The organism is Thermotomaculum hydrothermale (genome assembly GCF_016592575.1).
GTDB classification, from domain to species: Bacteria; Acidobacteriota; Holophagae; order Thermotomaculales; family Thermotomaculaceae; genus Thermotomaculum; species Thermotomaculum hydrothermale.
This window is the reverse complement of the sequence record NZ_AP017470.1, coordinates 1,950,955-1,965,006: the sequence shown is the minus strand read 5'-3', so window position 1 is coordinate 1,965,006 and position 14,052 is coordinate 1,950,955. Positions and strand designations below refer to the sequence as shown.

Genomic DNA, 14,052 nt, shown 5'->3' with positions numbered 1-14,052 from the left:
CCCCTCTTATCACTTGATTTAAAAGAAAAAAATAGTTAATCTAAAAAGAAACAAGCCTTATTGGAGATTTTATGGAAGGAAATTACATTTTAATTGTCACGGCTGGGGGAATAGGGAGAAGGTTTTGCAAGCCATATCCCAAGCAGTTTGAAAAAATAGGGGACAAAAGGCTTATTGAGTTAACATTAGGCTTTTTCTCTAAAATAAAACCTCAGTACTGTGTCTTAACATATCCAGGTGATTTTAAAAAAGAATGCGAATACTTAACCAATTATTTTTCTTTTCCTGTTTATCTGGTTAAAGGGGGAAATGAGAGATTCCATTCTGTTAAAAATGCCATTGACTTTATCTACGAAAAAGAAGAAGACAAATCAAAGGTTGTAATTGTTCACGACGGAGTAAGGCCTTTTTTGAATTTGGAAGTTGTAAAAAAAATAATTGAAAAAACTGCTGAAACAGGTTGTGCCGTGCCCTTTATCCCCATAAGCGGGACGGTAAGAAGGCTAAATGATGACGGATTTTATGAAACACTAATAAGAAAAGACCTTGTAACTGTAACAACCCCGCAGGGTGCAAGGCTTGGGATATTGAAAGACTGTTTTGACAAATCAAATATCTTTTACACAGATGAATCCACAATGCTAACCGAATTCGGCTATAACCCCTACCCTATAAAAGACTGGCACTTCAACATCAAAATCACCGAACCTGAAGACAAAGAAACTGCCGAAATGCTGGTAAAGTTATTACAGACTGAATAATAATTTCATTTATAATCCAGCCTATCTAATTTTTAAAAAAACCGTTTGCTTTTTTATTAGTTAAGTATTAGAATTCTTTATATAAAAACAAATCGAATTAGGTGCAGAAAGATGTTTGATTTTTTTACGAAAAGTAAAATTTATCACTTGCTAATAAATAAAAGAATAGCAAATGGTGCATATCTAAAAAATTCTTATTTTAAATAAAGTTTAGTTTATCTAACAGGAGGGAAAATATGAGTTATATTGAAAAAAATCTTTTGGCAGGAGAGAAACTTGTATATCAGGCAAAATTGCATTGGATTATTTTTATCTGGTCAGTGCTATTTTTGCTTATAGCCATTATTTTTTTTATGAATAAGTTAGCACCGTTTGGCTGGTTTTTTATACTGCTTGCTATTTTTCAAGGGCTTTTTTCTTTTATAACATATTCCACTTCGGAGTTTGCTGTGACAAACAAAAGAATTATTGTAAAGGTAGGGTTTATTCGAAGACATTCCCTTGAAATACTTTTAACTAAAGTGGAAGCAATAAGTGTTAATCAAGGGATTTGGGGGAGGATATTAAATTTTGGAACCATAATTATAACTGGTTCCGGGGGGACAAAAGAGCCTTTTCATAAAATAGCAGCACCGCTTGAATTTAGAAAGAGAGCCCAGGAACAGATTGCAGCTATTCAAGAGTCAAAGCAATGAAATGTGAGGATTTTAATTTTTAAAGGATATTTGACATAATTTGTGCTAATTCAATTTTATATGAGTTGTTTTTTTAACCTTTTTTATGTTGTAAAGGTATATATAACAATTTGACTTTTAACTAAAAAAGGGATGATAAGATGATTTGGATTTTGTTTTACTATAATTCACTCCCTGATATGCCGAATGGTTGTTGTTTATTCTCAAAGGAAGTAATGCACCGGGATTTCTTTATGTGTAATCCAACAAATACTGGCCATTACGAATACCCTAAATTTGAAACATTATCTTACGATGATGGGTGCCATTGTCGCGAAGTTAGAAATTTTCTTAAAAATTCCAAACCTACAAAATACAAAAAGTATGTGATTTTTTATACTCGGCACACAAATATTTCAGGTGATAGTAAAAACAAAATTATAGGTTACTTTAAAGTTGGAAATACTTTTCAATATCCCAGAATAGGATTCTCTGCATCAGAATCAGTCCTTTTGCCGAAAGACAAGTGCATTGATATAGATTATAAAGCAAGAGGTGTCCCTGTAAGCTGGGGTGATTCCAGTATAAAAAATGATATGGATAGAATTCTTAACAATTTAAAATCTAAAATAAACTCACATGAAAATATTAGTAAAAAATATCAAAAAGAAACGCAAAAAATTATGCAAATGCTTACCACTAAATCCGGGAGATGCAGGATAAATAAAATATGTAATGAGTGCCCGGTAAAACAAAACTGTTTCTGGGGGAAGAAATCAACTGGTTTTAGGATTAAGCAGCTTGAATATCTTTATGGAGGCAGTAGAGGGTGTTAAATGAATTGTTAGAAATGTTGTTAAATAAAAAATCATCTAATGAAGTATTTAATCCATATCAAAATGAATATATGCTTAATAATTTAAGGTTATATTTTGAATATCTTTTAGAAAATAATTCGCGCATTCTCCTGGTTGGTGAGGCTCCTGGATACAGGGGATGTCGGTTGACAGGAATTCCATTTACAAGTGAAACTATAATAAGATATTCTCAACACGAAATATTCAAAAAATTAAGAGATAAAATTAACCTAATCCATGAAGAATCAGAAAGTGTTTCAGAAAACACAGCAACAATACTCTGGAGTTTTTTGATTGAATACAACAAACCAGCACCTATTTTATGGAATGCTTTTCCATTTCATCCACATGAAAAAGGGGTTGATGAAAGTAACAGAAAGCCAAGGGAAAAGGAAATTGAAGAGGGGCTAAAATACTTAAAAATGGTTTATGAAATCTTTAAACCTCAAAAGATTGCAGCTATTGGAAGGGTTGGTGAAGCAGTATTAAGCCAATTATTCCCTTTTCAAGAAATAATTTACATTCGTCATCCTTCCTATGGTGGCAAAAAAGATTTTATTAAAGGAATGTTAAAATTATATGATACTAATATCTAATAATAAGCAAATATTGAGGTTATAAGATTGTTTATACTTGATGGGTTTTCTAATGTTTATATTAAATCAAGCAAAAACATTAAAGAGGAATAATTGATAAAAATTTAATGCATGGCTAAAAAGATTCTTGAACTAAAACGGATTCTAACGGTTGTGAGATGTAAAATATAGTCTTTGGTAGCAAATTTTAGTTTGGAAGTTAAATATGCTTAATAAAGGGGGAGTTTTATGAGTACAGATAAAGTATTGCTATTGGGTAATGGTATCAATAGGTTAAAAACAAACTATTCCTGGGAGAATTTGCTGGACGATTTAATAAAGAAAATTAACTTACAAAAAGTAATAAAGAATAAAAAAGAAAAACCTTTTACTTTGCTTTTTGAAGAAATTGCTATAAGGGCAATGAAATCACAGAATAATAAAGAAATAGAGTTGAAGAGAACAATTGCTAATTTGGTTAAAAATTTAAAACCTAATGAATTTCATGAGAAATTCTGCAATATAGGAGCAACTCACATATTAACAACAAATTATGACTATAATATTGAAAATTCTAAAAATGAGAACATTAAAAGTAATGAAAAAATGAGAACTGCAAATGTTTTTAGAGAAACAAAATACAGTATGTTTAGAAGAAGAAAATGTGGGGAAAAGTTTGTGTGGCATATTCATGGAGAAGCAGATGTTCCTAATAGTATTACGTTTGGACACGAGCATTATGTTGGTTATATACAGAAAATCAGGAATTATCTAACAACAGGAATCCCCAGAAAAGATGGCGAAAATATAATTTCTCCTTTTTTCTCTCCAAATCCTAAAGCTTCTATAAATGAAATAAAGAATTATGAAAAATATTCATGGGTTGACCTTTTTCTTGGTTGTGATGTACACATAGTTGGATTTTCTTTTGATTATACAGAGATTGATTTATGGTGGCTTACTATTTATAAAGAAAAGCTTAGACAGAAAAAAGAGAACATTAGCAAAACAGTTTATCACTATATTGAAAATTCAGAGAAAAAGACGAAACAAGAAAAAGCAAAACTTTCTCTTTTAAAATCTTATGGGGTAACAATTAAACCCTATAAGTTAAAAGATAATAGCTATGAATGTTCATACGGTGAAATAATTAAATCTATTCAAAATTCCCTGTAAAAGACTGGCATTTCAACATCAAAATCACCGAACCAGAAGATAAACAAATTGCCGAAATGCTGGTAAAATTTTTGTATTATAATTAGAAAAAGGTTTAATTTTTTGTCGGTGTTTTTTCTTGTTTTTTGCTTATAAGTGTTTTAATTCATTCTTTTTTGTTACAGATTCTTAGCTGTGTTAAAAATTTAAAAATTGTTCATATTTTTTACTTGAATTTTTAAGTCCCTTCTTTAAAATAATTTTTATATTTAAAAGTTGTGGAGGTCACATGAAAAAGGGAATTTTTTTTGTTTTCTTTCTTTTTTTATTTGCATTTCAGAGTGTTGCGGAAATTACCGATGCTGACAAAAATTTAAAACCTGAGCCTTTTAAGGGTGGAAAAGATGCAATAGTAATTTTAAGGAAGGTTGTGGTAGATGATACTTATACAAAAAAAGAATCTAAAGAAGAGTACTATGTGAAATTTAAAGTTTTTACCAAAAAAGGGATTGACGACCTTAAAAATGTAAAGATTTATTACAACCCTAAAAAGGAAAAGATAGAGGACTTAAAAGCAATAGTTTGGTCTCCCGATGGAAAGATTTATAAATTAAAGGATGCTGATATTGTAAAAAAAGATGTTGCAAAGAAATGGGGAGAAAAAGTAGTAGAGATTAGTTTTGCTTTCCCTTCTCTTGTTGAAGGCTCTGTAGTTGAGTATTCTTTTTCCAAAATTAAAGATTACATAAGGGAAATAAACAGATTTTATTCTCAGGGTGAGGTTTATACTAAAAGATGTGAATTGAAGTTTATTGCCCCTTCGTATATGACCTGGGGATATACTGGAGATAATTTGCACCAGCGTCCTAAGATTACAGAAGATAAACAGAAGGATAAAAAGATTGTTAATATTGTGTTTACCGATATTCCAGGGCTTCCCAAAGAAGATTATTCTTACCCATATTCTTCATTGAGGGAGCAGATTATTTTTTATTACACCTCTTACATGCTTAACCCCGGTTATTATTGGCAGGAAACAGCAACTAACTTTTTCGATTACCAGGGCAGGAAATTTTTAAAAGCAAATAGGACAATAAAGAAGATATTGAAAAATGAAATAGGGGTACAGGGAAAAACCAATGAGCAGATTTTAAAGGATATATATGATTATGTTGTAACTCATTACAAGTCTATTTATATGTTAAGCAAATCTGAGAGAGAGAATTTAACAAAAAAATACTTAAAGAAGGTTACAAAGGCGGATATAAAGGTGAAAAAGATTGTAAACTTGCCTTACCTTACAGAACTGCAAATTGATCTATTAACCCTTTGTTTTATAAAAAATGCAATTCCTGACGCAAAGATAAGTATTGGGCTATATGTCCCCTGGGATAGTGGGAAATTTTTGAGAACAATGAGAACATTAAGTCAGTTTGAAGAATGGTTGTTAAAGGTTGAGGTTGGAGGCAAAAGCTATTACCTTGCTCCTGGCAAAGGGATGCTGCCTTTTGGGTATATCCCTTACGGTGCCAGAAATACTGAAATCTATTTTATTAGTGAAAACGGAGCTTCTTTTGAAAAAATAAAAGATATGCCAGCAGATAAAGCGGTAAGTGAGAGTGTTATGGATGTTACATTAGGGGATGAAAAGATGACAGTGAAAGCAACTGAAACTTTGAATTTCTATGAAAGTTACAATTTGAAAAGTTATGCATTGTTTTTAAATGATAAGCAAATAAGAGAAATTTTTGAGCAAACAATTCAAGAGCAATTTGGTGACGATGCTAAGTTAATTGATTTTAAATTAAAAAATCTAAAGGTTTATAATAAACCTCTAATTGTTGAATACTCTTTTTCCTACCCCTATGAGTTTGAGGAATTAGGTGATAACCTGATATTTAAGCCTTTATTGTTTCCAAGGTATGATGAAAATCCATTTGCCGTTGACAAAAGGTATTCGCCGATTATTTTTAAATATCCTGAGCAACAAAAATGTGAAATTACCTATCATCTCCCTGAAGATATTGAGATAAATACCCTTCCGGAAGCAAAAACTGTAAGCCGTCTCGGGTTTTCTTACAAAACAGAATACTCAAAACTTGATTCTAAAACATTTAAAGTAAAAGTTTTCCAGCAGAATAAATATAGTGTTTATCCCAAAACAGCTGTCTGGCAGTTTAAAACGCTATTTGACGAATTGTTGGCAGCGTCAAATCCCAAGGTTGTTTTAAGGGAGATAGAATGAAAAAACTTCTAATAATTTTCTGTTTGTTTGCTTCAATATCTGTTTTGGCAAGGAGTATGCCTGATTGGGCTAAGCCTTACTTTGTAAAATATATAAAGGGGCAAACTGATAGCGGTGCCCCTGTCAGGTTTCTTTACGAAAAAACAAAATTGGAAAAGGATGGTGATTTTGTTCTATACAGTTTGAAAAAAATGGTAAAAATCGAAAACATTAAAGGCACTGTTGATTATTCAACTGTTGCAATTCCTTATAATGCCAGTGACACAGTTGTGAAGGCAGTTGTTTACAGGCTTGATGGCACAGGAATGGTTAGAGAGCGTTATAAAATAAAGGATATGACAGACCTGGCATTAAGTGAGAATTTTGTCGATGATAGCCGAAAGCTTGTTGTTACCTTTGATTCTCTTGAAAAGGGGGATGTGATAATTCTTGAATTTGAGCTTAAAAAGAAGGATTTATTTCAGGACTATTTTTTAAGCTTCGGAGAGGACGGAGATATTCTGGAAAGTGAAATAGAGGTTAAAGGTGCAAAAAAGGTTGCTGTGTTGAATGACAAAAATGGAATTGTAAAAAGAGATGGAGATATTTTTAAAATTCAAAATGTTGAATACATAAAAGATAGAAAAAATATGCCACCTAAAACTGACCTCTATCCTGTTGTTGCTGCATGCTTCACAGGTGATGAAAATTCATGGGAAGAAGTTGCGAAAAAATTCTGGCAACTTGCAAGGCTTTCGTTAGATCTTACAGACACATCTTCTATTGAGCTTTCAGGAGAATTGTCAAAAAGCGAGAAAGTAAAAAAGGTTCTCGATTTTGTGGCTAAAAAAGTCAATTATGTTGATATAGAACTGGGAAACGGAAGGATTGTCCCTAAAAAATGCAGTTTCGTTATTGACAGAAAATATGGAGATTGTAAGGATAAAAGTTTTCTGGCAATAAATCTGCTAAAGAATTTAGGGTTTGATGCATACCCTGTTCTGGCTAAAGGGTATATTTATGGGCAGGTTTACCCGGATTTCCCCGGTATTCAATTCAACCATGTTATTGTTGCAGTTAAACTTGATAATGAAACTGCAAATTTAAAGAATTTAACAATAGACGGTACACCCTATCTAATCTTTGATGTTACTGATAGAATTACCGAACCGCCATTTTTCCCTTCTGCGTTACAGGGTACTTACGGTTTGCTTGTTTTAGGAGATGGCGGAAAACTGATTAAATTGCCTGTTTTTTCTGAAAAGGAAAACAAAGTGAGAATTGTTTCAAAGTGTAAGCTTAACAAGAACAATTCAGCCTCTTTTGTAATTGCCGAATTTAAAAAAGGTTTGCCAGCCTATTCTGAGAAGTGGTTTTTAGATGGAATAAATGAGGATAATGAAACTAAAAAGTATAACGAATTTATTCAGGACCAAATTATGGGGGCTAAATTGGATGACGAAGAGGTGAAAAACGGACTGGATACCGTTGAAACCACCTACTGGGTAAGTGCAATTGATTACGGAATAAAAACAACAGATGGGATTCTGATAATTCCTTTCCCGATGACAAGTAAATATAAAAACCCTTTTAGAAAAAGAACCAGAAAAGTTGATATTGTTTTTAGTAAAAAATTGACTTTTGAGAGAAATGCCGAATGGGTTTTGCCTGATGGTTACACAATTGTTAAATTACCTCAGGATGTGTCAATAGACAACAAATATTTTTCTTTTAACCGCCATATTGAGTTTTCTAATGGAAAGATAATTGCCAAAGCGGTGTATGTAAGGAAAGCAATGAGAATTCCTTCTTCAGATTACAAAAGTTACAGAAAGGCTTATAAAAAGTATATCAAGTCGTTAAAATCTCCTATTGTTGTTAAAAACAATAATTAGAAATTGCCCCCTTTTAAGGGGGTTTTTTCTTGCTTTTTGTAAAACATTTTGATATTTATAAAAATGTAGAAATGATGGAGCGAGGTTTTATATGAAAAAACTTTTATTTTTGTGTACCGGGAATTCATGCCGTAGCCAGATGGCTGAGGGCTATGGGAAAAAGTATTTATCAGACCTTGTTGAGGTTTACTCTGCCGGGACTGAAAAGCATGGGCTTAATCCTTTTATGCTTGAGATTATGAAAGAGGACAATATTGATATGAGTGGGCATTACTCAAAGACTCTTGCTGAATTGGGGGATATTGATTTTGATTTTGTAATAACCCTATGCGGAGATGCCCACGAAAATTGTCCTGCCTATTTAAAAAAGGCCTTTATTTTTCACAAAGGCTTTAAAGATCCTGCAAAGGCAAAGGGAAGCAGGAAAGAGGTGTTAAATGAGTTTAGAAAGATTAGAGATTTAATTAAGTATTTTGTAAAAAACGATTTAAGAAAGATTGTAGAGGAGCGTTTATGACAGATGGTGTTGCAAAAAAGCTGTCATTTCTTGATAGGTATTTAACCTTATGGATTTTCCTTGCAATGCTTTTGGGGGTTGGGTTAGGTTATTTTGTTCCATCTTTTAAAGATTTTATAAATAGCTTTTCAATTGGCACGACAAATATTCCTATTGCAATTGGCCTTATTTTAATGATGTACCCTCCGTTTGCAAAGGTTAAGTATGAAGAGACGCCGGATGTTTTCAAAAACACAAAGGTTTTAACTTTAAGTTTAATTCAAAACTGGTTGGTTGGTCCTGTCTTAATGTTTATTCTTGCTGTTGTGTTTTTGAGGGATTATCCGGAGTATATGAACGGATTGATTTTGATAGGGCTTGCAAGGTGTATAGCAATGGTTATTGTGTGGAATGAACTTGCAAAAGGGGATACTGAATACGCTGCGGGGCTTGTTGCTTTTAACTCAATTTTTCAGGTTCTCTTTTACTCTGTATATGCATATGTTTTTCTCCTTGTTTTACCTGAAAAATTGGGGCTTGAAGGGACTAAGGTTGATGTTACAATGTCGCAAATTGCAAAGAGTGTTTTTATTTATTTAGGTGTTCCTTTTATTTTAGGTGCTTTGACAAGGTATATTGGTGTTAAAGCAATGGGAAAGGAAAGGTACCATAAAACTGTTGTGCCAAAGATTTCACCTATCACCTTAATTGCTCTTCTCTTTACTATTGTTGTTATGTTCAGTTTAAAGGGTAAGCTTATTGTTTCAATCCCAATGGATGTTGTTAAGGTTGCAATTCCATTGCTTCTCTATTTTGTAATTATGTTTCTTGTGTCGTTTTATATGGGAAGAAAAGCGGGTGCAGATTATCCGAAAAATACAACCTTAAGTTTTACTGCTGCGTCTAACAACTTTGAGCTGGCTATTGCGGTTGCGGTTGCTGTTTTTGGAATAAATTCAGGTGAGGCTTTCGCTGCTGTTATTGGGCCATTGGTTGAAGTGCCTGTTATGATTTTGCTTGTTGACCTTGCTTTATATTTTAAGAAAAGGATTTATGGAGAAACAATAGATGAATAATCTCAATTTCAATTCTCAGGTTTTTAAAGCGCTTGGAGACCCAAACAGGCTTGCTATTGTGCTAATGCTTTCAATAAGAGAGATGTGTGTATGCGAGATTGTGGATATTCTTCCAGTTTCTTTTTCAACAATTTCAAGCCATTTGAAAATTTTACAAAACGCAAATATTGTTGAAGGAAGAAGAGACGGAAAATGGGTTTTTTATAAACTTTCAAATGATGAATTTGTTTTAGATTTGATTAAGTTGTTAAAAAATCATTTTGAAAGAAGCAAAGATTTTAAAAATTTAGCTGATATTGTTAATAAAGTGAGCAAGGAGAGTTGCTCTATTAAGCTGGATAGGGGGCAAGAATAAATGTGGTGGATACCAGTAATGTTTTTCTTTATTGCCTTTTTGTTTTCAATGCTTGGAATGGGAGGTGCTCAAATTTATATCCCAATTCTATTCTGGAGTGGGCTTGATTTTAAAACTGAGGCTCTTCCCCTTGGCATTCTTTTAAGTGTGGTAAATAGCAGTTCTGCCACAATAACCTATGCCAGAAAAAAGTTAATTGATTGGAGAATAGGCCTTTTATTTGGAATTACAATGCTTGCTTTTGCTCCAATTGGTGCTTACTTTTCAAAGATTGTTCCAACAAGACTTCTAATTTTTATATTTGCATTATTTACTGCAATTTCCGGGACTTTAATGTGGATTGGCTGGCAGCCTAAAAATAAGATGACAGATAAAAACAGGACTGTTTTAGGATTGTTAGGTGGAAGCGGATTGGGATTCCTTGCAGGTTTAATTGGGAGAGGTGGGGGTTCTTTTGTTGTTCCCCTTCTCTATATGGCAGGGATAGATGCTAAGGCAGCGGCTGCAACCTCTGCTTTGGCGGTCACATTTTCAGGTGTTTCAAGTTTTGTGTCCCACATTGCAATTGCGGCAAAGCCAAACTGGGTTTTGTGGGGAGAGTGCGTTGTTGCGGTTTTTGCTGGAAGCCAGTTAGGCTCCAACTTTATGGCAACAAAGTTAAAAGGTAAAGCTGTAAAGAAAATCTTTGCAATTGTTTTGCTTTTAATTGCAGCTATTTTAATTATTAAAAATGTTATTTTTGCACATTAATTTTTTAGGAGGTAATTATGTTTGATAAGCATCGTGCAATTGTTAACTCAATTGAAGGTTTGAGCGATGAAGAGAGAGAGTTTTTATATTCCGCTTTGAATATTCATGGCCATGTATGCGGTGGAATGCCTATGGGCTATGTGGCAGGCCTTGCAGCTTTAAAGGCTTTCGGTATGAAAAGGGAAAGAAATATGGACTCAATGGTAATTCTTAACATAGGTGATGGTCACGCTGCAGGATGTTTTGCTGACGGTGTTCAGTTTGCAACAGGTTGCACCTTTGGCAAGGGGCTTATGAAAAAAGAGCCTAAAGGAAAGTGGACTTTTTATTTAATAAATAAAAAAGAGGGAAAGGCTGTAAAGGTAACTTTAAGAAATGAAATGTTGCACAAGGCTTTTAGTGCTCCTTTTATTACAGAGTACAGAAGCAAGGGTATAAATCCAACTGATGTTCCAGAAGATATTGCAGTCCCTGGTTTTAAAAGGCCTTTTACTTTAAAGCTTGAAGATGTTGTTGAGATTGAAGGACCATTTGACTTTAAAGTTGAAAAGGGAAAACCATGCTTTAAACTTGTTGAGTGCTCTGTTTGCGGTCATGTTGTTGCAGAAAATTACATTAAGATGGAAGACGGTAAGCCTGTTTGTGTGGATTGCACTAATTACAAGTGGTAATATTTTTATAGTGCCAAAACCTATAGATGATAAAAATTAGGCTGGGGGAGTTTCCCCCCGGTTTTTTAAAAAATACAAAATGGAGAGTGAGCCATGATTCTTTTAATAGTAACTCTTGTAATTTTTCTTCTTGCTTTTATTTTTTCTATGCTTGGGTTAGGTGGTGCAATGCTTTACATCCCGGTTTTCCATTGGTTTCACTATGATTTTAAAAGTGTTGCAATCCCAACAGGGCTTTTACTGAACGGCTTAACTGCATTGTCTGCCGCGGTTTACTATATCAGGGCAAAAATGGTTGACATAAAAGGCTCAATCCCTTTGATAGTATCCTCTTTTTTGGGAGCACCAGTTGGTGCATATTTTACAAAGTTTGTTCCCACTAAAACACTTATTATCTTATTTGCAATTGCAATGATATTTGCCGGAGGGAAGATGCTTCTTTCTGCAGGACAAAAAGAAAAAGAAAAGAAAATGAAAGAGCTTCCCAAAATGATTTTGATGTCTATTGGCGGTTTTTTTATTGGGTTTATTGCAGGCCTTTTAGGAGTAGGCGGTGGTTTTTTGTTTGTGCCAATGATGCTTGCAATGGGGTATAAAACAAAGGAAGCTGCGGCAACAAGTGCTTTTGTTGTTATTTTTAGCTCTTTTTCAGGTTTTGCAGGGCATATTGCAGAGGGGCATTTTAACTGGCCTTTAATGATTGCAACTTCAATAGCTGTTATAATTGCTTCTCAAATAGGAGCAAAGGTAATGAAGGAAAAAATGAAAGCGCGCTGGATTAAGCAGATGTTTGGAATTATTCTTTTAGGAGTGGCGGTTAAACTTTTAATAAAGGTTTTACTTTAAAGGAAGCGTGTCGGGAGAATTTTAATTGTTTGCTTTAAAATTTGAGACAAGTGGTTTTTGATTAAAAAGAGTGTGTTTGATTTTGAGAAAGGAGAAGGTAAATAGATATGGCTCACCATCACCACCATGAACATAAATTGAGCGGTTTTAGGCTTTTTATCACAATTTTGATCAATATTTTCATAACTGTTGCGCAGGTGATAGGGGCTTTGTACTCAAACTCCCTCTCTCTTTTAAGTGATGCAATGCACAATTTCTCCGATGTTGTGGCTTTAATTGTTAGCTGGGTGGCAAACCACCTTGCAGGAAAAGACCCTGATGAAAGAAAAACCTTTGGTTATAGAAGGGCGGAGATAATTGCAGCTCTCTTTAACTCTGCGGTATTGGTTGGAATAGCAATTTCCCTTTTGTATCACGCTGTTTTAAAATTGATAAAGCCTGAAGAGGTAAAGTCTTTAATTGTTATTTACCTTGCTCTTTTAAGCATAATTCTCAATTTTTTAAGTGTATTGATTATAAAGAAAGATGCATCTAATAATATGAATATTAAATCTGCCTATTTGCACCTTCTAACCGATGTTATGACTTCAGTTGCTGTTTTTGTAGGCGGCCTTGTAATGCTTCAATGGAATTTGTACTATGTTGACCCGATAATTTCAATTGTAATTGCAGTATATCTTGGAAAAGAATCTTTTGCTCTTGTTAAAGAAACTATAGAAGTTTTAATGCAATTTGCACCAGAAAATATTAAAATTGAAGATGTAAAAAAAGGTCTTGAGGATTTTGAATTTGTGGATAATGTACACCATTTGCATCTATGGAGATTGAGCGACCATGAGGTTTTTCTTGAAGCGCATGTTGATTTCAAGGAAAATATATCTCTGGAAAAAGCAACTAAGGAGATTGAAAAAATGGAAAAATTTCTTAATTCAAATTTTGGTATAACCCATGTTACATTACAGAGCGAGTTTAATAGGAAAGATGACAAGTCTTTAATAAAAAACCATAATAATCATAGGCATTAAAAATATGAAGTGGTTTAAAAATTTTTATATTTTATTGATAATTTTCTTTTTCCCTGTGCTTTTGTTTGCAAGCACAGGGTCAACAAATCAACAATGGTTTACAAATAAAATAATATACTCTTTAAAATCAGGTTATTTTCTTAATTTTTCAGAGCAGCACAAATATCAGGAACATTATTTCAATAAACTGAACACGAGAAACTGGGTTTTTGGATTTGGTAAAAAGGTGGGCAAGTACTCTATTTCCTTAAATTACAAACAGGAAGATAAAACTGGAAAGGTTGAGGAAAGGTTTTTTGTTGATGTGAAAAGGAATTTTTCAATTGAGGAGAGTTTCTATTTTGTGACAAGGGTAAGGCTTGAGAGAAGGCATTTTAAAAGCTCAAGGGGGAAGGACAGGTACAGGCTACGCCTTTTATTTGGTGTATCAAAGAAAATGAAAGTAAAAAATTTTGCCTTTAATCCGTATGTTTTTGAAGAACCTCAATTTTCCTCAGTGGATAATAAGTTTTGTAGAAACAGGCTATATGTAGGTGTTAAATTTAAATTAAATTCACACACCAAATTTAATATAAATTATTTAAGAGAAGACAATGCGAGAAAAAAAGCAAGGAATGTTTTTAACTTAGGCTTCAATTTCAATTTTTAACTTCCCGTGGTAAAATAATCTCAAGAATTTCATAAAAAGAGGT

The 14,052-nt window shown here is 33.2% G+C and carries 15 protein-coding genes; all 15 read left to right on the top strand.

The window, feature by feature from the left end:
- Positions 1-71 precede the first annotated feature (71 nt).
- The 15 genes from TTHT_RS09130 (at position 72) to TTHT_RS09060 (ending at position 14,009) form a co-directional block, all read left to right on the top strand.
- Positions 72-761, top strand: a complete 690-nt coding sequence (locus TTHT_RS09130; protein WP_201327666.1) for an IspD/TarI family cytidylyltransferase — start codon at positions 72-74, stop codon at positions 759-761.
- Between the two features lie 236 nt (positions 762-997).
- Complete coding sequence (locus TTHT_RS09125) at positions 998-1,456, top strand: PH domain-containing protein (protein ID WP_201327665.1); 459 nt, start codon at positions 998-1,000, stop codon at positions 1,454-1,456.
- 140 nt (positions 1,457-1,596) lie between these two features.
- A complete protein-coding gene (locus tag TTHT_RS09120; RefSeq protein WP_201327664.1) occupies positions 1,597-2,271 on the top strand; it encodes a hypothetical protein in 675 nt (224 codons plus the stop codon).
- A complete protein-coding gene (locus tag TTHT_RS09115; RefSeq protein ID WP_201327663.1) occupies positions 2,265-2,888 on the top strand; it encodes a uracil-DNA glycosylase family protein in 624 nt (207 codons plus the stop codon). The genes TTHT_RS09120 and TTHT_RS09115 overlap by 7 nt, the downstream gene beginning before the upstream one ends.
- Positions 2,889-3,116: 228 nt before the next feature.
- On the top strand, positions 3,117-4,043 hold the full coding sequence (locus TTHT_RS09110) for an SIR2 family protein (protein ID WP_201327662.1): 927 nt from the start codon (positions 3,117-3,119) through the stop codon (positions 4,041-4,043).
- Positions 4,044-4,311: 268 nt separating this feature from the next.
- Positions 4,312-6,267 (top strand): DUF3857 domain-containing protein, encoded by a 1,956-nt coding sequence (locus TTHT_RS09105; RefSeq protein WP_201327661.1) that lies wholly within the window; start codon positions 4,312-4,314, stop codon positions 6,265-6,267.
- Positions 6,264-8,141, top strand: a complete 1,878-nt coding sequence (locus TTHT_RS09100; protein ID WP_201327660.1) for a DUF3857 domain-containing protein — start codon at positions 6,264-6,266, stop codon at positions 8,139-8,141. The genes TTHT_RS09105 and TTHT_RS09100 overlap by 4 nt, the downstream gene beginning before the upstream one ends.
- A 91-nt stretch (positions 8,142-8,232) precedes the next feature.
- Positions 8,233-8,658 carry an arsenate reductase ArsC gene (locus tag TTHT_RS09095; protein WP_201327659.1) on the top strand — a complete coding sequence of 142 codons (426 nt, stop codon included), beginning with the start codon at positions 8,233-8,235 and terminating at the stop codon, positions 8,656-8,658.
- Positions 8,655-9,713, top strand: coding sequence for an ACR3 family arsenite efflux transporter (gene arsB / locus TTHT_RS09090; RefSeq protein WP_201327658.1), 1,059 nt, complete (start codon positions 8,655-8,657; stop codon positions 9,711-9,713). The genes TTHT_RS09095 and arsB overlap by 4 nt, the downstream gene beginning before the upstream one ends.
- Positions 9,706-10,068 carry an ArsR/SmtB family transcription factor gene (locus tag TTHT_RS09085; protein ID WP_201327657.1) on the top strand — a complete coding sequence of 121 codons (363 nt, stop codon included), beginning with the start codon at positions 9,706-9,708 and terminating at the stop codon, positions 10,066-10,068. Before arsB ends, TTHT_RS09085 begins: the two co-directional genes overlap by 8 nt.
- Positions 10,069-10,818 carry a sulfite exporter TauE/SafE family protein gene (locus tag TTHT_RS09080; RefSeq protein WP_201327656.1) on the top strand — a complete coding sequence of 250 codons (750 nt, stop codon included), beginning with the start codon at positions 10,069-10,071 and terminating at the stop codon, positions 10,816-10,818.
- 17 nt (positions 10,819-10,835) lie between these two features.
- Positions 10,836-11,489 carry an FmdE family protein gene (locus TTHT_RS09075; protein WP_201327655.1) on the top strand — a complete coding sequence of 218 codons (654 nt, stop codon included), beginning with the start codon at positions 10,836-10,838 and terminating at the stop codon, positions 11,487-11,489.
- A gap of 93 nt (positions 11,490-11,582) precedes the next feature.
- Positions 11,583-12,335 carry a sulfite exporter TauE/SafE family protein gene (locus TTHT_RS09070; RefSeq protein WP_201327654.1) on the top strand — a complete coding sequence of 251 codons (753 nt, stop codon included), beginning with the start codon at positions 11,583-11,585 and terminating at the stop codon, positions 12,333-12,335.
- Positions 12,336-12,442: 107 nt separating this feature from the next.
- On the top strand, positions 12,443-13,360 hold the full coding sequence (locus TTHT_RS09065; protein ID WP_201327653.1) for a cation diffusion facilitator family transporter: 918 nt from the start codon (positions 12,443-12,445) through the stop codon (positions 13,358-13,360).
- A gap of 4 nt (positions 13,361-13,364) precedes the next feature.
- Complete coding sequence (locus tag TTHT_RS09060; protein ID WP_201327652.1) at positions 13,365-14,009, top strand: DUF2490 domain-containing protein; 645 nt, start codon at positions 13,365-13,367, stop codon at positions 14,007-14,009.
- Positions 14,010-14,052: the final 43 nt, after the last annotated feature.